This is a genomic window from Clostridium sp. Marseille-Q7071 (assembly GCF_965112025.1).
Genome location: NZ_CBCOPR010000001.1, coordinates 426,898 through 448,555 on the forward strand (window position 1 = coordinate 426,898; position 21,658 = coordinate 448,555).

The 21,658-nt window shown below is 27.7% G+C and carries 21 protein-coding genes; 4 read left to right on the top strand and 17 right to left on the bottom strand.

Features of this window, described 5'->3' with window-relative positions; genetic code table 11:
- Positions 1-35: 35 nt before the first annotated feature.
- The 14 genes from ACWPW7_RS01895 to ACWPW7_RS01960 all read right to left on the bottom strand — a co-directional run bounded on the left by ACWPW7_RS01895 (position 36) and on the right by ACWPW7_RS01960 (position 13,952).
- Positions 36-470, bottom strand: coding sequence for a hypothetical protein (locus tag ACWPW7_RS01895; protein WP_454052166.1), 435 nt, complete (start codon positions 468-470; stop codon positions 36-38).
- Positions 471-540: 70 nt separating this feature from the next.
- Complete coding sequence (locus ACWPW7_RS01900; RefSeq protein WP_454052167.1) at positions 541-1,116, bottom strand: putative glycolipid-binding domain-containing protein; 576 nt, start codon at positions 1,114-1,116, stop codon at positions 541-543.
- Positions 1,117-1,452: 336 nt separating this feature from the next.
- The gene (gene argF, locus ACWPW7_RS01905) at positions 1,453-2,448 is read right to left on the bottom strand and encodes an ornithine carbamoyltransferase (protein WP_454052168.1); all 996 of its coding nucleotides are present in this window, start codon (positions 2,446-2,448) and stop codon (positions 1,453-1,455) included.
- Positions 2,449-2,527: 79 nt separating this feature from the next.
- Positions 2,528-3,739 (bottom strand): arginine deiminase, encoded by a 1,212-nt coding sequence (gene arcA, locus ACWPW7_RS01910; protein ID WP_454052169.1) that lies wholly within the window; start codon positions 3,737-3,739, stop codon positions 2,528-2,530.
- A gap of 75 nt (positions 3,740-3,814) precedes the next feature.
- Positions 3,815-4,759: a carbamate kinase gene (arcC, locus tag ACWPW7_RS01915; protein WP_454052170.1), complete on the bottom strand. Its 945-nt coding sequence runs from the start codon at positions 4,757-4,759 to the stop codon at positions 3,815-3,817.
- Between the two features lie 264 nt (positions 4,760-5,023).
- Positions 5,024-5,602, bottom strand: a complete 579-nt coding sequence (gene pyrE, locus ACWPW7_RS01920; protein ID WP_454052171.1) for an orotate phosphoribosyltransferase — start codon at positions 5,600-5,602, stop codon at positions 5,024-5,026.
- A 144-nt stretch (positions 5,603-5,746) separates the two neighbouring features.
- Positions 5,747-6,643 (bottom strand): dihydroorotate dehydrogenase, encoded by an 897-nt coding sequence (locus ACWPW7_RS01925; RefSeq protein WP_454055458.1) that lies wholly within the window; start codon positions 6,641-6,643, stop codon positions 5,747-5,749.
- A gap of 24 nt (positions 6,644-6,667) precedes the next feature.
- Positions 6,668-7,411, bottom strand: a complete 744-nt coding sequence (locus ACWPW7_RS01930; RefSeq protein WP_454055459.1) for a dihydroorotate dehydrogenase electron transfer subunit — start codon at positions 7,409-7,411, stop codon at positions 6,668-6,670.
- A gap of 11 nt (positions 7,412-7,422) precedes the next feature.
- Positions 7,423-8,292, bottom strand: coding sequence for an orotidine-5'-phosphate decarboxylase (gene pyrF / locus ACWPW7_RS01935; RefSeq protein WP_454052172.1), 870 nt, complete (start codon positions 8,290-8,292; stop codon positions 7,423-7,425).
- A 127-nt stretch (positions 8,293-8,419) separates the two neighbouring features.
- Complete coding sequence (locus ACWPW7_RS01940; RefSeq protein WP_454052173.1) at positions 8,420-9,616, bottom strand: dihydroorotase; 1,197 nt, start codon at positions 9,614-9,616, stop codon at positions 8,420-8,422.
- Between the two features lie 25 nt (positions 9,617-9,641).
- The gene (locus ACWPW7_RS01945) at positions 9,642-10,076 is read right to left on the bottom strand and encodes an aspartate carbamoyltransferase regulatory subunit (RefSeq protein ID WP_291568694.1); all 435 of its coding nucleotides are present in this window, start codon (positions 10,074-10,076) and stop codon (positions 9,642-9,644) included.
- 26 nt (positions 10,077-10,102) lie between these two features.
- Positions 10,103-11,023 (bottom strand): aspartate carbamoyltransferase, encoded by a 921-nt coding sequence (gene pyrB, locus ACWPW7_RS01950; protein WP_454052174.1) that lies wholly within the window; start codon positions 11,021-11,023, stop codon positions 10,103-10,105.
- A 1,277-nt stretch (positions 11,024-12,300) separates the two neighbouring features.
- Entirely contained in the window at positions 12,301-13,203 is a 903-nt protein-coding gene (locus tag ACWPW7_RS01955) for an HD domain-containing protein (RefSeq protein ID WP_454052175.1), read from the bottom strand.
- Between the two features lie 98 nt (positions 13,204-13,301).
- Positions 13,302-13,952 carry a DUF1836 domain-containing protein gene (locus ACWPW7_RS01960; protein WP_396152588.1) on the bottom strand — a complete coding sequence of 217 codons (651 nt, stop codon included), beginning with the start codon at positions 13,950-13,952 and terminating at the stop codon, positions 13,302-13,304.
- A 1,057-nt stretch (positions 13,953-15,009) separates the two neighbouring features.
- Between ACWPW7_RS01960 and ACWPW7_RS01965 the strand changes: the two genes are divergently transcribed.
- Positions 15,010-15,252, top strand: a complete 243-nt coding sequence (locus tag ACWPW7_RS01965) for an AbrB/MazE/SpoVT family DNA-binding domain-containing protein (RefSeq protein ID WP_191741413.1) — start codon at positions 15,010-15,012, stop codon at positions 15,250-15,252.
- A 432-nt stretch (positions 15,253-15,684) separates the two neighbouring features.
- On the opposite strand, the gene ACWPW7_RS01970 is transcribed toward ACWPW7_RS01965, so the two are convergent.
- The 3 genes from ACWPW7_RS01970 to ACWPW7_RS01980 form a co-directional block, all read right to left on the bottom strand.
- The gene (locus ACWPW7_RS01970; protein ID WP_454052176.1) at positions 15,685-16,878 is read right to left on the bottom strand and encodes a C40 family peptidase; all 1,194 of its coding nucleotides are present in this window, start codon (positions 16,876-16,878) and stop codon (positions 15,685-15,687) included.
- Positions 16,879-17,036: 158 nt separating this feature from the next.
- Positions 17,037-17,879: a 16S rRNA (cytidine(1402)-2'-O)-methyltransferase gene (gene rsmI, locus ACWPW7_RS01975; RefSeq protein ID WP_291568686.1), complete on the bottom strand. Its 843-nt coding sequence runs from the start codon at positions 17,877-17,879 to the stop codon at positions 17,037-17,039.
- A 21-nt stretch (positions 17,880-17,900) separates the two neighbouring features.
- Entirely contained in the window at positions 17,901-18,647 is a 747-nt protein-coding gene (locus ACWPW7_RS01980; protein ID WP_454052177.1) for a tRNA1(Val) (adenine(37)-N6)-methyltransferase, read from the bottom strand.
- Between the two features lie 1,140 nt (positions 18,648-19,787).
- Here ACWPW7_RS01980 and ACWPW7_RS01985 point away from each other — a divergent pair.
- The 3 genes from ACWPW7_RS01985 to ACWPW7_RS01995 are packed head-to-tail and all read left to right on the top strand — an operon-like array spanning position 19,788 to position 21,591.
- On the top strand, positions 19,788-20,174 hold the full coding sequence (locus ACWPW7_RS01985) for a CidA/LrgA family protein (protein ID WP_291568681.1): 387 nt from the start codon (positions 19,788-19,790) through the stop codon (positions 20,172-20,174).
- Complete coding sequence (locus ACWPW7_RS01990) at positions 20,171-20,872, top strand: LrgB family protein (protein WP_454052178.1); 702 nt, start codon at positions 20,171-20,173, stop codon at positions 20,870-20,872. The genes ACWPW7_RS01985 and ACWPW7_RS01990 overlap by 4 nt, the downstream gene beginning before the upstream one ends.
- 59 nt (positions 20,873-20,931) lie before the next feature.
- Entirely contained in the window at positions 20,932-21,591 is a 660-nt protein-coding gene (locus ACWPW7_RS01995) for a type II toxin-antitoxin system VapC family toxin (RefSeq protein ID WP_454052179.1), read from the top strand.
- The last annotated feature ends 67 nt before the right edge of the window (positions 21,592-21,658 follow it).

The window sequence follows — 21,658 nt, forward strand, 5'->3', positions numbered from 1 at the left end:
ATTAATATTCTATATCATTTAATAATAATTACTCCTTATATAATATTAAATATATCGATATATTTAATATTTCCTTTAGCTTTTTTTCCTATGGCTTCAACTTTTACATTTTTATTATCCTCATTAGAAATCTTTATAGTTTCGTCTATTAAACCACTCTTTTCAAATAATATTTTTTTATCATTGTAAATTTTTATTATTAACTCACCTTTATCAACGTCAGTGTTAATTTTCATATCATAAGCAGATTTATCTGTAATTATTTCCTTTGTGTCTGTTCCATCAAATACTTTAAATTTAATATTATACATATTATTCTTACTATTATCAGTCCAAAGTGTTGTTTCTGCTTTCCAATCTACATCTCTTATTTTAAAAATATCTTCTCTGTTAAAATCTATATACTTATAGACTCCTATTAAGGATAATAAACAAATAGTTATAACTATACCTTTTTTTGTATTCTTCATTACTATTGATCTTCCTATTGTATTTAAAATAAAACAATTTTAAAACTTTATAATTTACATATATACAACACTAATAGTTCCTATTATCTACTCTTCCAAATATATCTGGATAATCAATTATTAAACCTTCTTTATCAACAAAAAATTCAGTAACAAAGCCACTATTTAAATTTTCATATCTATACTTAAATCCCTCTAAGTTTGACTCTAAACAAGTATATTTCTGGGTTACAGGCTTTAGTTTAAGATTATGAACGTCAATATAAATTACTTTTATTTTACTTGATTCACCAAGATTTAAAGATAATCTCCTAATTGGAATAGTATTAGTAAAAGGTGTAATAGAAATATCAATATCTACACAGCCTCTTAAATCTTCTATCTCTTCACCACAACTTTTTCTCCAAATTCCATTACCATCTGATAATAAAGTGATATTTGTAGATTTACTATCAAATCTCCTTATATCAACTTTATTTACCTTCCAGTTTAAGTCACAATTTATCTCATAATTAATACGAAATGGTGTATTTTCATTCATTCCTATAACAACAGAGTTAGCTATTATTCCATCTTGATCTTCATAAAGGCATAAATGCTCTGTAGAAAATCCATCTAATGCCTTCCAAATTAATTCTTTTTTCATATAACATATCCTCTCTTTATCTTATTATGTAATTATTAAATTAATTTGCTTTAAGTGTATATCATTAAATACGTTAATAAATTTACATATAAGGAACATATTGGTTCAATTGTTTGTTATATACTTATATTACTATTATCACTCAGTATATTTCAAATCAAATATATTAAATAATATCGACAAAATAATAGTTTAATATAAATTCTATAAACTACAGAGTATTTATAAATTGTTACTTAGTAATCTTAAAAAAGTATTAGCTTATTAATTTATTAAAAATAGCTTAAATAAAAACTAGCCCAAAGGATTATTCCTAGGGCTAGCTTAACTATCTTACTATCCTAAAGTTGCAACCATAACAGCTTTTATAGTATGCATTCTATTTTCAGCTTCATCAAACACTATAGAAGCAGAGCTTTCAAATACTTCATCAGTAACTTCCATTGATTCTATGCTGAATTTTTCATATATCTCTTTTCCAACTTTAGTTTTTACATCATGAAAAGCTGGTAAGCAATGCATGAACTTAACATCTTTATTACCTGTTAACTCTAGCATCTTTTTATTAACTTGATACGGCATTAATAATTTAATTCTTTGTTCCCAAACCTCATCAGGCTCTCCCATTGATACCCAAACGTCTGTATATATAACATCTACGTCTTTAACACCTTCTTCAACATTATCAGTTAATGTTATTTTACCACCAGTTTCACTTATAATTTTTTCACATTTTTTAACTAATTCATCTTCTGGGAATAATGATTTTGGTGCTACTATTCTAAAATCCATTCCCATTTTAGCGGCACCTATCATAAGAGCATTTGCCATATTATTTCTACCATCACCAGCATAAACAAATTTTATTTCACTAAGTGGCTTTGAGAAATGTTCTCTTATTGTTAAAAAGTCAGCCAATATTTGAGTTGGATGATCTTCATTTGTAAGTCCATTCCATATCGGAACTCCTGCATATTTTGCAAGCTCTTCAACTATTTCTTGTCCATATCCTCTATATTCTATTCCGTCATACATTCTTCCTAAAACTCTAGCAGTATCTGCTATAGATTCCTTTTTTCCCATTTGACTACCTGTTGGTCCAAGGTATGTTACATGAGCTCCTTGATCATGTGCAGCAACTTCAAATGCACATCTTGTTCTTGTTGAATCTTTTTCAAACAATAATGCTATGTTTTTACCTTTTAATTTTTGCTCTTCAACTCCAGTATACTTAGCTTTTTTTAAATCTTGAGCTAAATCAAGTAAAAAATTAATTTCCTTTGGTGTAAAATCCATAAGTGTTAAAAAGTGTCTGTTTCTAAGGTTAAACATATTCAATTCCCCCTAATTAATATTTTTATACTTAGCTATACTTAAATAATCATTAAGATTTATTACTTTAAATCTTAACTTAATACTTTAATTTTTCTCTAATAAACGGCATTGACATACATCTTGGGCCTCCTCTTCCTCTAGAGAGCTCACTAGAAGCAATAGAAAACACCTCTATATTATGTTTATCTAAAAGTTCATTAGTTACATAATTTCTGTCATAAGTTATAACTTTACCCGGCGATATAGCTAGGGTATTAGAACCATCATTCCATTGTTCTCTTCCTGAAATTATTTGATCTCCATTACCACATCTTATAAGGGTAATATCACGACCTAAATATTTAGATAATATAGCTTCTAGACTATCTTCCTCTTCTATTGCAACTATTTCATCTTTAGTTTTATCATAACTTAAATTTGTTACTTTCAAGCTAGCTTCTATAGCTGGATGTATGGTGAATTTATCATAATCAACCATTGTAAATACTGTATCTAAATGCATAAATGCCCTTATTTTAGGTATGTCGAATATTAATATATTTTTAAAACTTTCATTAGCTCTAAAAATATTTTTAGCTAAAGCAAATATAGCCTCTTTGTCCGTTCTTTCACTATATCCTACTGCTAAGACATCCTTAGACAATACTAATTGATCTCCACCTTCTATGTGAAATTCATTTTCTCTATCGTAATAAATTTTAATATTAGAGTCTTTGAAATGAGGATGATATTTAAATATATATTTACTAAATATACTTTCTCTTCTTCTAATAGGCTTTTTCATAGAATTAAGAGATATACCATTTCCTATACAAGCAAATGGATCTCTAGTAAAATATAAGTTTGGCATAGGGTCTAGCAAGAATGGATACTCATTAGAGCTCTCCTTCATAGAGATATCAATTTTTCTAACTCCTGCCATTACAGTATCTATCATCTCTTTAGGTAACATAGATGAAAGATATGACTTTATTTCACTTTTAATATAATCCTTTTCTATATTACTTTCACGTATAACTTCATTTATAAATCTTTCTTTAATTTCTGAATTTTTTACAACTTCAGCTGCTAAATTCTCAAGATATAAAACTTCTACTCCATTGATTTTAAATAAATCTGCAAATTTATCATGCTCATCTCTAGCAATTTTTAAATATGGAATATCATCAAATAAAAGCCGTTCTAGATACTCCGGTGTAAGGTTCTCTATTTCTTTTCCAGGTCTATGAAGAAGAACAGTTTTTAAATTACCAATTTCTGAGTAAACTTCTATATTTCTTTTTTCCATAAACTATCACTTCCTTAATTCATAATGAGAAACCTCTCATTTCTCTATAGGATACCCTACTTTCAATTCATAAATCTATTTAACTATCTTAGTACCTGATAGTCCCTTCAATGCTTCTTTTGCTTTTGAAAGAGAAGCAATTATTGCAACTTTATTATTATCATGCATTACAAATTTTTTACATGCCTCTACTTTAGGTAACATACTTCCAGGTGCAAATTGACCTTCTGATATATATTTATCAACTTCTTCTAAAGTTATAATATCAAGTGACTTTTCTTCTGGTTTATTATAATTTATACAAACTCTCTCTACTGCTGTTAATATTAGCAAGCAATCAGCATCTAATATCTCACTTAATTTCTCTGCTGCAAAATCTTTATCTATAACTGCGGCAACTCCTTTAACCTCTGAATCTTCTCTGATTACAGGTATTCCCCCTCCACCGCATGATATTACTATATTGTTACTATCAACTAAATATTTAATTGTATTTTTTTCTATTACATCTATTGGTTTAGGTGATGCAACTACTCTTCTATATCCTCTACCAGCATCTTCTTTCATAATATATCCTTGTTCTTTTTCTAATTTCTCAGCTATTTCTTTACTGTAAAATGATCCTATTGGTTTTGTTGGATTTTGAAACCCCTTATCATTTTTATCTACAACAACTTGAGTGATTATTGTGGCTACAGGTTTATTTATATTTCTTCTAGCGAGTTCCTCTGAAATGGCATTTTGAAGGTGGTATCCGATGTATCCTTGTGAGAATGCTCCACATACATCAAATGGAAATAATACATTTGTTTCATTTTGCTTTATGGCATCCTCTACAGTAGCTACTATTTGTCCAACTTGAGGTCCGTTTCCATGAACGATAGATATTGTATGACCATCTTCTATCAAATCTACTATTGATTTTGCCGTTTCTTTACATGTTTCTAATTGAGCTTTTGCACTTTTATCTTTTGGATTTGATTGTAATGCATTTCCCCCTAAAGCTAATACAATTTTCATTATTAACCCCCCCATATATTTTTAACACTATTTTATCCGACGCACATATTCAGAATATTAAGATATTTATAACTTCATAGTAAATTTTTTTCACTTTCATGTCAATAATTACAAATTATCACATTATACAGAGGCGCTACAAAAAAATGCATAACAGCCTAAAATATTATGCATTTTTACTTTATTTGATGCAAATTTAATACACTGTTTGAATATTTATTCTTAACTGATGAATAAACTTTTTTTATAGACTAATTACGACAATTATTTTATAATTCTACTGCCTGGCTTAAAGTAAGGAACCTGCTCTTTACACAGCGGACACTCATCAACATCAAAGACTTCTATATTTAATTTTATGGCACTATATAGAGGTAATTTTAATTTACAATCCTCATTTCGTCTATCAACTATTGAACAAACTCCTACGATTTCCGCTCCTAACTTATTTAACACTTCAATAACTTCCATAGTTGATTTTCCTGTAGTTACAACATCTTCAGATATAATGACTTTTGTTCCTTTTGCAATTTCAAATCTTGATAAAGTCATAATCCCATCTCTTCTCTCAGTAAATATTGCTGTCTTGCCTAGTTGTCTAGCAACTTCATAAGCAACAATGACCCCTCCCATAGCTGGACCTACAACTACATCAAAATCTATATCCTTTATCTTTTCTACTACTAATTTTAAAATCTTTTCTGCTTTATCTGGGTATTGTAATAATCGTGCACATTGACAATATCTATCACTATGTTTTCCTGAGGACAGTAAAAAATGTCCTTCTAATAATGCTCCTGATTCTAATAATGTATCTATAACCATTTTATCCCTATTCTCCATTATTAACCTCCAATATATATTTGTATTTTAGTAAATTTTTTTTGATTTAAAGATGAAGATTCAACAACATTTTTAACTATATTAAGAAAGTTACTATTAATGTTTAATTTATTCTATATTTCATCATTATTCATCTTTAGCCCTTTAAATTATCCCTCTTATTTCGTTTATATCTTTAATTCCCTCAGATTCTAAATATTTTTCTATACCATTTATTATATCTAAAGCTATATCAGGCTTTATAAAATTTGCAGTTCCTACTTGGACTGCCTGTGATCCTGCCATTATAAATTCTATAGCATCTTGCCATGTTCTTATTCCACCTAAACCGATAACTGGAATATCTACTATTTGGCAAACTTCATGAACCATTCTAAGTGCTATAGGTTTTATTGCTGGTCCAGATAATCCTGCATATATATTATCAAATACAGGCTTTTTCTTATATATATCAATGGCCATTGCCTTAAAAGTATTCACGAGAGATAATGCATCTGCACCTGCCTCACAGCATCTATATGCCATATCTCTTATGTCTTCTGCGTTAGGCGATAATTTTACTATTAACGGCTTCTTACATAATCCTTTAACTTGTCTTACAGCATCATAAGCAATATGAGATTTTATACCCAATGCCATTCCACCTTCTCTAACATTAGGACAAGATATGTTAAGTTCAATCATATCTACATTACTATCATTTAATTTTTCTATACCCTCTAAATACTCCTCAATTGTAGAGCCTCCTAAATTAGCTATTATTACAGTATTTAACTTTTCCATTTTCTTAACTTCATTATTTAAAAAGTGGTGTATTCCAGGATTTTGGAGTCCTACACTATTAATCATACCTGATGAAGTTTCTATCATTCTAACTCCACAATTTCCTTCTTTAGAATTAATGGTAAGTCCTTTTGTGCTTATTCCTCCAAGCCTTGATACATCAAAGAACTCCTTATACTCTTGACCAAATCCAAATGTACCTGAAGCTGCTATTATGGGATTTTTAAAATCTACTCCACATATATTAACACCTAACACTTTAGTCAACTCCTTTACAATAAATTAAAATTCTATATCCTCTCCTAAAAACACAGGCCCATCTACACAGGTTCTCTTATTACCATGCTTAGTTTTACATGTGCATACTAAGCAAGCTCCTATCCCACATGCCATCTTCTTTTCTTCTGAAATATAAACTCTAGTATTTTTTTCTCTACACATTTCTATAACTTTATGCATCATTATTTCTGGCCCACAACATAGTACTAAATCATAATTTTGAGGTTTAAATATTTCTGTTATATATCCTTTATGACCATAACTTCCATCTTCTGTTGATATATTCACTGAGTTTACCTGGTCTTTTATTTCTTCTAGCCCATATACATCATGTTTAAACCCTGCAAGCACATCTATTTGGGAATTTTTTATTTTCTTTGAAAGATAGTGTATAGGAGCTACACCTATTCCCCCTGTTACTAAGGCTATTTTTTTACCACTAGCTTCTTCTATATCAAATCCATTTCCTAGTGGACCTACAACACTTATTTGATCTTCACCTTTAAGTCTGCTTAAAAGTTCAGTTCCTTGTCCTACTACTGCATATAAAAACTCTATATTTTTACCATTTTCATCTATGTTATGTACGCTTATAGGTCTCCAAAGTATTGGTTCATTATCCCAGCTTCTTAACATATAAAATTGTCCAGGTTCTGCTTTAAAGTTTCCTTCTATTTTTAACTTATATATACCCTCACATACTTGAATATTTTCTATAACTGTATTTACTGTATACTTCTTTTTTATATTCATTGTAACTACTCCTGCCTTATAGCCCTTAGTATTTCATCTCTCATTCTTATAACTTCTTTTCTAGCATATTTTGCAAAATTTGCTTCTCCGTCCTCATATTTTTTATAAGCAAGCATTATGCCTCTTGATGAATTTACAACTCCACCGTTTCCATTCTTTAAATATAGTGCAACATCTTCTGCCTTTCCTCCCTGTGCACCATATCCAGGTATTAAGAAGAACATTGAGTTTAGTTTTTTTCTAAGCTCTATTCCTTCTTCTACATGAGTACATCCTACAACTCCTCCTATTGAGCTATATCCACACTCTCCTATACATTCTTTTCCTAAGTTCTGAATTTTTTCCCCTACTAAATTGAACACCTTTTTTCCATCTAGTGTATCAATATATTGAATGTCCTTAGCCCCTTTATTTGAAGTTCTAACTAGCAGAAATACACCTTTTTCTTTTTCCTTAATATATGGAAGATAAGGTTCGATACTATCTAATCCCATATATGGATTCAATGTTATAAAATCAGCTTCAAAATCTCCTTCAAAATGAGCTTTAGCATACATTTCAGCTGTTTTTGATATATCTCCTCTCTTTATATCTCCAATGCTTATTCCACCTTTAATCTTTATATACTCTAATGTTTTTTTATAAGCCATAAGTCCTGATATTCCTAATGCTTCATAATAAGCTATTTGTGGTTTATAGCAAGCTGCAACATCAATGGTTTCATCTATTATAGCCTTATTAAACTCAAATATTGCATCTCCTAATGAACCAAATTTATTTAAAAAAGTATTTGGTATATAGCTTAAATCTGTATCCAGTCCCACACATACGTGTCCTTTTTCTTCAACAGTTTTAAATAATTTATCTATTATCATTTTTTTCTCCTTACCAATCTTATTTATAGGATAGATTATCAGTTTTCAGCCATAAAACTTTTATGACTGATCTCTGATAACCTAGTATTGAAAATAGTTTTTCTTATTAACTTATTTTTTAAACCGTCTAGTTATATTCATCATTAGAATAAACTTCTTTTCCGCCTTTTATAGTTTTAACTATTTTCCCATATACTTTCATTCCGTTTAACGGGGTATTTTTTCCTTTGGAATAAAATTCTTTTGAATTTATCTCGTAACTTGCATCTAAGTCCAGTAGTACTAAGTCCCCCTCATATCCAATTTCAATTGTTCCCTTATTTACTCCTAACAATTCGCTTGGATTTTTGCTCATTATTTCACTTAACCTACTTAAGCTTACATTCTTTTCTCTTACTAACTTTGTGTAAGTTGTTGAAAAGGATGTCTCTAATCCTGAAATTCCTGGTGCTCCCTTTATCTTATCTTCTTCACTATGAGGAGCATGATCTGTAGCTATTGCATCTACATATCCCTCTTTTATAGCTTTTATTAAAAAATCTATATCCTCTTTATCTCTAAGAGGAGGATTTACTCTATAATTGTATTTATTAGTTAATGCCAAATGATGAGGTGTAACTTCACAGGTCACTTTCAATCCTTGCTTTTTAGCTTCAATGATATCATTCATTGCTTCTAAAGTACTTACGTGTGCAATATGCAGTTTACAATTGGTAATTTTAGAGAATTCTATGTTTCTTTTAGTCATTATGTTTTCAGCAATTCTCATATCATAATTTGATAGATATGGATCCTCACAATGACACATTACAGTAAAATCTTTCTCTTCTGCCTTTTTCATTGCTTTTAGCATCACCATGCTATCAACTACGTCTTTTCCATCCTCAGAAATTATTTTTATAGAACTATCTATTTCATCTAAATGGCTAATATCTTGTCCATCAAAATTTCTAGTTATTGAAACTACTTGATGTATATCTATCAATCCTATTTCTTTAGCTCTATTTTTAACATAGTTTACAGTATCCATAGAACTACATATTGGATTTGTATTCGCCATAAGGTTAACCATTGTAAATCCACCTTTAACTGCAGCTTTAGAGCCTGACTCTATATCTTCTTTATAGATTAATCCTGGATCTCTAAAATGAGCATGTAAGTCTATAAAGGATGGCATTAAAGTTAGTCCATCTGCATCTATTGTATTGCAGTTCTTTTTTAAATCTTTGCCTATCTCTACTATAATCCCATCCTTGATATAGACGTCTCCTATAAATACTTTGCACCAATCAACTACTTTAGCATTCTTTATACAAAGTTCCATAAACACTCTCTCCCTTTTATAGTTATTAAATAAGCTCTCCTACTTTTCTTATATCATCACAGTATTTACATCTGTATTCTTTTGTCTTTTCATTCACTAGATAGTGAACATGCTTTAAATATGGCTCTATAGAAGTTATACATCTTGGATTTTTACACTTAATAATATCTTCTACTTCTTCCGGTAATTTTAAATTTATCTTTTTAGCTATTTTTTCATCCTTAATTATATCTATTGTCATTCCTTTATCCATAAGTCCTAGGATTGTGAAATCTATATCTAGAACATTTTCTATCTTTATAATATCTTTTCTTCCTAGCTTTTCACTTTCAACATTCATTATTAACGCAACTCTATAATCTACTTTGTCTAGCCCTAAATAATTGAATATTTTTATTCCGCCGCCTGATTTTATATGATCTATAACTATACCATTTTTAATACTATTTATTGTTAACATATTCATACTCCTCCTACATCCAATATTTAGGCTAAGCCTAACAGTTTAGCAATTAAAGCCATTCTTACAAACATTCCATATTTAGCTTGTTTGAAGTACACTGCTCTTTCATCATTATCAACATCATAAGATATCTCATTTACTCTTGGCAGTGGGTGAAGTACTATCATATCGTCTTTAGCCATATTCATTTTTTCAATATCTAAGATATAGGAATCCTTCAATCTTACATAATCTTCTTCATTAAAGAATCTTTCTCTTTGAACTCTTGTCATATATAGTATGTCTAGTTCTCCTATAACATCTTCCATTTTTTCTACTTGAACAAATTCTACGTTTTTCTCTTCTAAAAGTCTTATTATATAATCGGGAACTTTAAGCTCTTGAGGTGATATCAATACAAATTTATTGTTTTCATATCTAGATAAAGCTTTTATAAGTGAGTGTACTGTTCTACCAAATTTTAAATCCCCACAGCATCCTATGGTTAAATTTGATAAATTGCCTTTTATACTTCTTATTGTTAAAAGATCTGTTAAGGTTTGAGTTGGATGTTGATGTCCTCCATCTCCAGCATTTATAACTGGTATGCCTGAATTAGATGCTGCAACTAATGCTGAACCTTCTTTAGGATGTCTCATTACAGCTATATCTGCATAACAAGCAACGGTTCTTATAGTATCTGAAATGCTTTCTCCTTTAGCTACTGAACTTGAATTTGGTTCAGAAAATCCTATTATACTTCCTCCTAGTCTTAACATAGCCGCTTCAAAGCTAAATCTTGTTCTAGTACTTGGCTCATAAAAAAGTGTAGCTAATAATTTTCCTTCACAAAGTTTTGAATACTTCCATGGATTTTTGATGATATCATCAGCAAGTATAAATATTTCCTCTAGTTCATTTAAATTAAAATCCATTGGTTCAATTAAATTTTTTCCTTTTAACATAACAACATCTCCTTTTTACCTCACTGGGTTAATTTAAAGGTATTAATGTAACTTAATAGTTTAAAATTTTATAAAATAAAAAATGCTTTCCTGAAAGGAAAGCATTTTTATTTACTATAACCATATAGCTATAGCTATAATTATAGCTACACCTATATACCTACATAACACTACTATCTTCCCTTTCTGATCTCACAGGATCAAATTTAAAAGGATTATATTAAAGTTTTAACATATTTTTTTATCTTAAAATACATATTATATAAATCTTTAATAGTTGTCAAGATATTTTATTCAATTACAAATATTTTACTTCAATGTATATTATATTAATAATTTTATAATTAAGCATAAATTCTTATAAAGAACTAGTAATATATCGTCAGTAAAAAATCAGCTAAAAAACTCTCATTATCTGCTAAGAGCTCACCATAATTGTTCATTGCTAGTGGTTAATTATCAATTTTGCAATTATAGAATTTAAATGATTATATGAACTCATAAATCAAATTTACATTTAATATATATCATATTCACCAATACTTGCTAAAATAACATAATATGTATTATAAATTTATTAAAATAAAAATAATTTTAAATTATTATATTCAAATATATAGATATTTGAATATATATATAGTATAATATAAATATCCAACATGAAGACTTAAAATATACTGTAAAAAATAGATTTTCATTAAGGAACCCTATAAATATACTATAACAAATATCATGAGATATACAAATATACTAAATATTTTTATTAATAATCTAAATTTGATATGTAGCTAAACATTACCACTAACTAAATGATTTATATCATAAGTTTTTGGTACACTAATATTATAACCAACTACTTAAAATAAAGGAGGAAAATTTTAATGAAAATATCATTTGACGACAAAACAAAAAAAGCTCTTTTAAGTAAGCTTGAAAAAAGTGATAAGGACGCTTTCAGATTGATGATTAAAGGCTTTGGTTGAGGTGGCCCAACTTTAGGAGCTGTTCTGGATGAGCAGAAACAAAACGATATAACAGAAACAATTGAAGGAATAAAATTCGTTGTAGATAATGAGGAAGCAGAAATATTTGAAAACTGTAAAGTATTCTATTCAAAAACAATTTTTGGAGAAACTTTTAAGGTAGTATCAGGTATAGTAGCACCAAGTACTTGTTAATAAATAGAACTGTTTTAATATCATAGTTTTTACAAAAATTATTCAATACTTGTTATATAACTAAAAAAAAGCTATGAAAATTCATAGCTTTTTTTATTCCTATACAAATAATTTTGTACCTATTCTCCTGTCATATTCGGACCATGTTCCTGACTCAGTTATAGCCTTAATTTGTTCTACCTTATTCATTGTTGCATCCACATAATCAGCATAATGAACTATAAAAGCCTCTTCAGTATTAGGCGCTTTAGGAGAGCCATATTCCACCTTTCCATGATGTTGAACTATGCACCCCTTTATTCTATGTTTAAATTCTTCTGTATAAAGTTCCGGTCGATTTTTAAAAGCATCTTCTATCATAGTTATACCTATTACTATATGCCCTTCCATTTCTCCCCTCATACTCATAGAAAATGGTCCATCATAATTATATTCATATATTTTACCTATATCATGAAGTTTTGCAGCTAAAATAGCAATTTCTTTATGTTTACAATTGTATCTATATGCAAAAACCTTAGTCAAATAAGTAACATTTAGAGTATGTTCAGCAAGTCCACCTAAATATCCATGGTGTTGACTTAGTCCTGCAATTGCTCTTTTAAATTTATTTAAAAATTCTATATCATTAAAGAAATAATCATTTAATGCTTTTACTTCACTATCTTTAAACTCTTCATCAGATATAGATTTAAGTTCATTCATTATATCTTCTATAGATCTTTTAATAGTAGGAAGAAAATCTTCTATTCTAAAATTTTCTATTTTTTCAGATTTATTTATTTTAAATTTACCATCTGAAATTGCCTCTATTTTTATAACATCGCCTATATTATATTTAGCACCTTCTGGTATAAATACCTTTAAATCTCCACTATTATCTCCCACATAATGCATTACTCTTCCTTCAGCATCATAAAACTTCTTTTTAATCATAACAAGCATGGTAAACTTCTGGGAAGATTGTTTATCCTTAATATCAATTATACGTAATCGCTTCATATATTCAACTCCTATACCAAAAATAATTTCTTAAATTTATAATTATTTTGTGATATATGATAGTATTTTATCCATTCTATTAAGGAATATTGTAATTTCTAATTTTCATCAGTATATTCGCTAACAATTCTTCTTACAAGCTTTTTAATTGAACTAGCTTGAGCTACTAATGTCATCACAACTAAAAATACAAGAATTCTTTCATGTTCTTCTTCTTTAAAATCATGATTTTTAAAGTAATCGCTTAATTTTTCTTTATCGTTAAATTCCTCATTTATGAAAAGCCCATTAAAACTATCCTTTTGCATCTTTGAAAAAACTTCATAAGTATCTTCCCATGATAAAATATCATCTTCTCTATTGTTTATTTCATTAAATGCTAGCTTAAATACTTTTCTTATCTCTTCTGTAGTTAGTATAGGTCTCATATAACTTAACAAAACTAATTGTATTAAGTGAATTTTTGTATAGCCTCTTTTTTTACCATCTTCTGGTTTAGATATTACTTCACTTTTTATATAATTTTGAAGTATATTATTAGTAAAGTTATCATCATCAAATCTATCATTTAAGTAATCCTTTACCTGTGATAAAAACAAATCATATTGTGGTAGTTCTTCATAAGGAATCACGCTTTTTTCAGCAATATCCTTTGCCATAACGGATATTCTATCTAATATGGTAGATAGAGCCTCAGGGCTAAAGCCTTTTTTCACATTACTATTTTCTTGATTCGAATTATTTTCCATATGCTCACCTCAAATTCAATTTATTACTACATTAATCTTTAATATTTTCTTCGTATTCATATTATATGTTATATATAAACTTATTACAAATTATTTTTAACCATAAAATACATATTATTCATCTCTTGAAAGTTGTTTTCTTATTATTAATTTCGACAATATTATATTAATTGCAAATCAGGAAATAAAATATTGCAATCTTTTACTTATTAACATCATTTAATAATATCCACAGCAAGTTATACACATTTTATTATAAGTTATTCACAAAATCTGTGCATAACTTTCCCTTTATTCATGCCAATTTCCAATATTGTTGTTTATAACTGTGAATATTTGCATATAATTATCCACATTATCAACAATTGGCCTGTGTATAACTTGTTATGTTTTTGTGGAAATAATTGAATCAAATCCGTCATTTTATTGTATCTAGTGTCCTTTTGTATACTTTTATTAATTATTATGTAATTTATGGAATTTTATTTAAATGATATTATATTCTTAATTTTTCTACTATATAAATACATGTAAACCAATATTTTTAAAAATAAATATGAAAATTTTTGGAAATAAATAAAACTAACTATGTATTTTGATTTTAATAAAAGAACATATAATACGATAAATTGTTCTAAGAAGTATTTAGTTTAAAAATATATATATTATTATACATCTAAGTTACTTTTTTAACCATAATATATAAGGTTTTCTTGTAATATTCGACATTGTTTAATACTATAACCATATTGTTACATTTATTTCTTAAAATATTTTTATTAATATAATTGTTAAATTTATGAGCATAAATGCTCTATTTATCAGCGAATCGCTTGATTTCAACGTTTATCATCGGTGTTTTTTTTTATATTTTAAATTAAAAATAATATTGACATTTGTATAATATGGTAGTATATTAACTATAGATGGAATTTAGTAGAAATTTTGTAACTTTATAAGAGTATAGGTTTAAGAAATTATGCTAAATATCTAAGAATATATAATATTAAATAATATTTTGTCGAAAAAACTTTTTTGCGTTAGGAGGAAATACATTATGAAATCAACTGGTGTTGTAAGAAGAGTAGATGAGCTTGGAAGGATTGTTATCCCAGTAGAGCTAAGAAGAACATTAAATATAGGTGAAAAGGACGCTCTAGAGATATATGTAGATGGTGAGCAAATAATATTAAAAAAATATGAACCTGCTTGCATATTCTGTGGAGATGCTAGAGATGTTATAAACTACAAATCTAAAAACGTTTGTAAAAACTGCTTAGAAGCATTAAAATCTGAATAATCACTTTTATAATAAAAGGCGTTAGCATAAATTTTGCTAACGTTTTTATTATGTTCTAAAACACTTTTAAACGTAGATAACCTTTTATATATATTAAACTATAAAGTTGTAACTAAAGCCTATTAGGCCTATTTAAACACTATATAGCTTTATTTTTTCATATTACATCCTACTATTTTATCTACTAACTATTTATTAAATTAATGGTTGGTTAAATTTCCGTATTTTATATATTTTCTACTTTATTAAAAGTTATATAATAACTTTTTTATATTTTGTAATCTTTTTTTAACTTTCTCTATGTTCTACAATGGTACAATTATAATAAATAATATTATAAAAAAATAAACCATCGAAGAAATCAATGGTCTATTTATATAAATTTCATTTATTTTCAATGTTTAAATTAATAATATCTAGCTCTAATGACTATTAGTGAACTATTCTTCTTCCAGTCATATAGTCACTTCTAGTCATTGGAGATACTTTAACTACTTCTCCTGTTTGTGGAGCGTGTAAGTACTGATTTCCTCCAACATAGATACCAACGTGATCTGGACTTCCATTATATCCAAAGAATACTAAATCACCAGGAACTAATTGGTCTCTTGACACATATGAACCTTGTCCAATTTGTGTATAAGTAGTTCTTGTAATATCTATACCAAAATGGTTATACACATATTGAGTTAATCCTGAGCAGTCAAATCCTGATGGATCATTTCCTCCCCATACGTAGTCTATACCTAAAAAGCTATAAGCATAATCAACAATAGCTTGTCCACTAGCACTAGGTGCTGATGTTCCGCCACCAGACGGTTCCTCATAATTACCTTCATCATAACCGCCACCTCTTGATGGTTTATTATTTGCTTCTTGTTCTGCTGCTATTCTTTGTTGCTCTGCTATTCTTTCTTGTTCTGCTATTCTTTGTTGTTCTGCTATTCTATCTTGTTCAGTATTAAATGCACTTTGTTTACCTTGTGCTGCTTTTAACTCATCTTCTGCTTTAGTTTTTTCTGCTTTAGCCACTTCAAACTCTTTATTATGGCTTTCTTTCATAACTTCTAAATCTTTTCTTTTATTGTCATTTCCTTCTTTAAGAACTACCAATTCAGCTTTTTTATCTTCTAGTTCTGATTTTTGTTTTTCTAATGCAACTTTTTTATTTGTTAATTCAGTCATAAGCTCTTTATCATAACTTATAATTTCTTTAACATTTTCAACTCTTGAAACTAAATCTGAAACTCCTTCTGAATTTAGGATAACTTCAACATAGCTATCCATTCCATTCATATACATAGCTCTCATTCTTTGATTGAATAAATCTTCTTCTTCAACCATGTTATCTTCTGTTTGTTTCACATTTTCTTTAGTACTTTCTATTTCATCTTCAGTTTTTGCTATCTTACCATTTGTTTCGTCTATTTCAATAATTATGTTTGATATTTCATTATCTAATTTTTGAATTTTTGAATTTATTTCGTCTACTTTTTCTTGAGCACTTTTATATTCATTATTTTTTTCACTAACCTGACTATCGAACGGATTAGCATAAGCTATTACACCCATATTCGAAGTCACTATTGCCATTGCCATAGCAATTGCTACAATCTTTTTATTCACATCAATCCCTCCCCGTAAAATTTCTTTTTAATTATAACACCATTTAAAGGACAAACTCAAGGTTTTAACCAATATTTCTTTTATTTTGTTACAAAAACTTTACTTTTTCCATAAAATATGTGTTATAATATACCATTTAAGTTCATATATATATATATTTATATATCAATGGAATACTTATAAACTTCAGATTTTGGCATTTCTCTATCTTTTGCAACCTTTTTTATGGCATCTTTTTTATTAAATCCCTCTTCTATATAAACTTTGATATGTTCTTCCACAGTTAAGTTATTCCACTTAGACCGCTCTTCTTCCTGTAATTCTTCTAAACTTTTTCCTTCCAAAACTAAAACATATTCACCTCTAGGTGAATTTTCTTTATAGTATTCTATAGCTTCACCTAAAGTCATCCTTATAATGTCCTCATACATTTTAGTAAGCTCTCTACATATTGCAATTTTTCTATTTCCTAAATTTTCATATAAGAATTCTAATGTATTTAGTATTCTATGTGGTGCTTCATAAAATATTAAAGTTTCTGTTCTATTTACTAAATCATCAATAATAGGTTTTCTATCCTTATTTTCTCTAGGTAAAAATCCTCTAAAAATAAATTTAGTTGTATCTAATCCTGAGTAAACAAGTGCTGTAGTAATAGCCGTTGCACCTGTAAGTACTTCAAAATCTATATTTTCTTCTATACACTTTTTTACTATTACTTCACCGGGATCTGAAATTCCTGGCGTACCAGCATCACTTACAATTGCAATATTTTTGCCTTCTTTTAACATTTCAATTATATCTTCACTTTTTCCATTTTCATTATGCTTATGATAACTAATTAAGGTCTTCCTTATATTAAAATGATTTAATAGCTTTAGACTTTGACGAGTATCCTCACAAGCCACAACATCTACCATTTTTAATACTTCTAATGCCCTTAAAGTTATATCTTTTAAGTTTCCTATAGGAGTTGGTACTAGATATAATTTACCACTCATTTAAATCATCCTTTGCAATAATTATTTTAAAACTTGAGAATTATACATTTTTATTATTTCTTCACTATATCCACCATCTTCAGTGTGAACATTTAACGGTTCATCCCATTTTAAAAAGGCACCACCATCTCTTTGCCCTTCTATTAAAACTATATTAGGTGCTTTTCCTGGAGACGGATGAACCATTCTTATCCTCTTAGGTTCTATCTTATGTTTTCTCATAAGCGTTACTATATCTATAAGCCTGTCTGGTCTATGCACCATAAACATTCTCCCATTATCCTTTAATAGTATTCTACATGCTATGATAACATCCTCTAATTTACAGCATATTTCATGGCGAGCAATAGCATTTTTATCATTCACATTAATTATCCCTGAATTATAAAGTTTATATGGTGGATTAACTGTTATTACATCAGCTTTTGGAATAGTCTTTAAAAGTTTTATATCTGTTAAATCTCCATTTATAAAGCTAACTCTATCTTGAAGCTTATTATAAACTATTGAGCGATTTGCCATCTCTACAAATTCTTCTTGGATCTCTATTCCCATTATACTATTACACTCTGTCTTTCCTGATAAAATGAAGGGAATTATACCTGTTCCACTACATAAATCTATAACTCTATGACTTCTTTTAACCTTAGAAAAATTTGCTAAAAGTACTGCATCTACACCAAATCTAAAACCTTCTTTTTTTTGGATAACATGAATGCCTTTTAATTGCAGATCATCTAATGTTTCATTATCTTTTATAAAATTCATATTTAAACCTCACTTTTAATGAAAGTAACTTTTTAACTTAGACATATAAAACAACTATTCAAAAAACAAGTATATCTTGTGTGAAACAAGAAAACAACTTTCCTGATAGTTATCTATCCTGTTCTCCTTATCATACAGTATAAGGAGAAATAGACGAATATAATGATTAGTTATCTTTGAGTATGCCTTAATATTAAATATAGAAAACATTATATAATAATAGGCTAAAAATTTCATTATGAAAATTTTATAAACTATCCCTATCCACTTAACAATTAATTATAATTTATTTGTGCCTAAAATTCGAAATCACTTATATTACCACCAAATAAAAAAGAACCTTTCGGTTCTAAACTATCTATATTTTAAAATAAAGTATAATTTTTCTTTATAGGGGGAGAAGCAACAAACAAATTTATATAGGTGTATATTTACTAAATAAACACTATAAACTAAAACATAATATCTGAATGTTGCTTCTAGGGTTTTATATTTTGCTTAAATCTTATATTAGTATATTTGCCAAAAAAGTATTAAAATATACAATGGAAATAAATTTTTATAATTTCTTGCTTTAAATTTTTAAGTAATGTTTTAAGAAAATGTTATTGAAATCTAGGTGGCCTACTATAAATATGGATAAACTACTTTAAAAATTAATATATATCTGAATATAACTACGCTCTTGAGTGTTTCAATTCACAATGCAAAATTCACAATTACCGTGGAAGTTAATTCTTTATGAATTAATTTCTTTAAAAGATTTTTCAATAAAAGTGATTGTGCTACTTTTAAAAGGAATAAGTTCAAAACTTCTCTTATAAAAGAGAAGTATCTGTAATTGTCCATTGTCAATCATCAATTCTCAATTGTATAAGTGATTGTATCACTTCAAGAATAAATAATTTTAAATTTCTCGGCTTTTACTGAGAGATATCCATAATTGTGAATTGTGAATTCAATAGTTTGAGCTATGATACTAAAAAATATCTTATTTTCACATATACATTAATTTTAGAGCTGGCATATCTATAGTTTTAAAGCAATTAAGTTTTAAACATTAAATTTCATAAACATAATATTTATTTTAAAACATAACTAACTTTAAAATTAAATAATTAGAGAAACGAGAGTGATAAAATGAAGATTTTAAAGCAACTATCTATCATACTGCTTATTACATTTCTTGGTGAAGCTATAAGTAGTCTTCTTAAATTACCTATACCAGGAAATGTATTGGGTATGCTTTTATTACTTTTAGCCTTAATGACTAAAATAATTGAACCTAAAGCTATAGAAGATGTATGTAATTATTTTTTAAGTAATTTAGCATTCTTCTTTATTCCTGCAAGTGTGGGAGTGCTTGGGTGCTTTGATATTTTAAAAGGAAACATATTTAAAATATTACTTGTATGTATAGTAACAACAATAATAGTACTATTAGTAACAGCTTATACAGTACAATTTGTATCATCTTTACAAAAGAAAAAGACTAAGAATATATATGAGGAAGTGAATATTAAATGAAGGAGTTATTATCAACACCATTATTTGCTATACTAATTTCATTATTATCTTACATATTGGCACAGCACATTAGTAAAAAAACTAAAATAGCATTATTTAATCCCTTACTATTATCTATGGTATTTATAATATCATTCTTAGTAATATTTAAAATCCCACTAGAAGACTATAATAGTGGGGGTAAGTTAATTTCTTTCTTTTTAACCCCTTCAACCATAGTTTTAGCACTTCCACTTTACAATAAAATTGATTTATTTAAAAAAAATGCATTACCTATAATCGTTGGTATAACTGTCGGTAGTTTTGTAGGTATGATTTCTATTATTATTTTGTGTAAATTGTTAAATATAGATAATACTATTGCTCTTTCACTAATACCTAAATCTATTACCACACCTATAGGTATGGAAATTTCAAAACAACTTCAAGGTATACCTGCTATTACAGTGACCGCAATAATTATAACAGGAATAATTGGTGCTATAATATCGCCTTTAGTATTTAAAATATTTAAAATAAAGGATAGTTTATCTATTGGTATAGGAATAGGGACTTCCTCTCACGCAGTAGGTACAACAAAAGCAATAGAGATAGGTGAAACAGAAGGTGCAATGAGTGGACTAGCTATAGGGATTGCTGGATTAATTACTGTATGCTTAAGTCCAATAATATTAAAGATTTTTAACATCTTAATGTAATAACTAAAGATATACCTTAATAAACTTTAAATATACTATGTGTAAAGAAGGTATATCTTATGGAAATGATTTTATATCCCTTTAAAAGTGTTACATTTGATGAAAACACTTCAATAATGCTAGATACCTCCTTTCTTTTATCTTTAGTTTATGATGAAGATATAAAGCATTCTGAATGTATAGAAATTCTTAGAAAATTATTACTAAATAAATGTATTTTATATGTTACCTCTATAATTTCTTCTGAGGTATTAAATCAAATTATGTATAAGGTATTTATGCTTGATATGCAATTTAAATCTGGGAAGAATACACCTTTCAATAGTCGTAATAATATACGAACTATTATATCTAGTTTTAATAAGTACGATAGAAAAGCGCTTAAAGAAAAAAGAACTGATAAGCTTGTTGATATACCTTATAAAAAGTATTTTGATAACCTTTCTAAAAATATTTTAAAAAAGGAATTATTAACCATATATTATAAAACTGCTGTTAATATGCATACTCAGCTTGAAAACACTATAAGATTCAATTATTTAGACATAAATAAAGATTGTATATTAAAAGCTAAAGAACTTATGGTAAAACATTTAATTTCTGTGAATGATGCCACTATATTAGCAACTGCAGAATGTCATTGCATCAATTATTTGCTAACTTTAGATAGTGACTTTTTATATGCAGAAAGTAGTAGTATAAATATATTAAAAATATAACCCTATAAGTCAATTATTAAACTTATAGGGTTACTATATTTTTAGGAGTAATATAACTTGTTACAAA

What these genes read in the sequence shown, in the direction of transcription:
- ACWPW7_RS01895 (WP_454052166.1), bottom strand. Translation starts at nt 470, where the DNA reads ATGAAGAATACAAAAAAAGGTATAGTTATAACTATTTGTTTATTATCC.
- ACWPW7_RS01900 (WP_454052167.1), bottom strand. Translation starts at nt 1,116, where the DNA reads ATGAAAAAAGAATTAATTTGGAAGGCATTAGATGGATTTTCTACAGAG.
- argF (WP_454052168.1), bottom strand. Translation starts at nt 2,448, where the DNA reads ATGTTTAACCTTAGAAACAGACACTTTTTAACACTTATGGATTTTACA.
- arcA (WP_454052169.1), bottom strand. Translation starts at nt 3,739, where the DNA reads ATGGAAAAAAGAAATATAGAAGTTTACTCAGAAATTGGTAATTTAAAA.
- arcC (WP_454052170.1), bottom strand. Translation starts at nt 4,759, where the DNA reads ATGAAAATTGTATTAGCTTTAGGGGGAAATGCATTACAATCAAATCCA.
- pyrE (WP_454052171.1), bottom strand. Translation starts at nt 5,602, where the DNA reads ATGGAGAATAGGGATAAAATGGTTATAGATACATTATTAGAATCAGGA.
- pyrF (WP_454052172.1), bottom strand. Translation starts at nt 8,292, where the DNA reads ATGATAATAGATAAATTATTTAAAACTGTTGAAGAAAAAGGACACGTA.
- ACWPW7_RS01940 (WP_454052173.1), bottom strand. Translation starts at nt 9,616, where the DNA reads ATGGAACTTTGTATAAAGAATGCTAAAGTAGTTGATTGGTGCAAAGTA.
- ACWPW7_RS01945 (WP_291568694.1), bottom strand. Translation starts at nt 10,076, where the DNA reads ATGTTAACAATAAATAGTATTAAAAATGGTATAGTTATAGATCATATA.
- pyrB (WP_454052174.1), bottom strand. Translation starts at nt 11,023, where the DNA reads ATGTTAAAAGGAAAAAATTTAATTGAACCAATGGATTTTAATTTAAAT.
- ACWPW7_RS01955 (WP_454052175.1), bottom strand. Translation starts at nt 13,203, where the DNA reads ATGAAGCGATTACGTATAATTGATATTAAGGATAAACAATCTTCCCAG.
- ACWPW7_RS01960 (WP_396152588.1), bottom strand. Translation starts at nt 13,952, where the DNA reads ATGGAAAATAATTCGAATCAAGAAAATAGTAATGTGAAAAAAGGCTTT.
- ACWPW7_RS01965 (WP_191741413.1), top strand. Translation starts at nt 15,010, where the DNA reads ATGAAATCAACTGGTGTTGTAAGAAGAGTAGATGAGCTTGGAAGGATT.
- rsmI (WP_291568686.1), bottom strand. Translation starts at nt 17,879, where the DNA reads ATGAGTGGTAAATTATATCTAGTACCAACTCCTATAGGAAACTTAAAA.
- ACWPW7_RS01980 (WP_454052177.1), bottom strand. Translation starts at nt 18,647, where the DNA reads ATGAATTTTATAAAAGATAATGAAACATTAGATGATCTGCAATTAAAA.
- ACWPW7_RS01985 (WP_291568681.1), top strand. Translation starts at nt 19,788, where the DNA reads ATGAAGATTTTAAAGCAACTATCTATCATACTGCTTATTACATTTCTT.
- ACWPW7_RS01990 (WP_454052178.1), top strand. Translation starts at nt 20,171, where the DNA reads ATGAAGGAGTTATTATCAACACCATTATTTGCTATACTAATTTCATTA.
- ACWPW7_RS01995 (WP_454052179.1), top strand. Translation starts at nt 20,932, where the DNA reads ATGGAAATGATTTTATATCCCTTTAAAAGTGTTACATTTGATGAAAAC.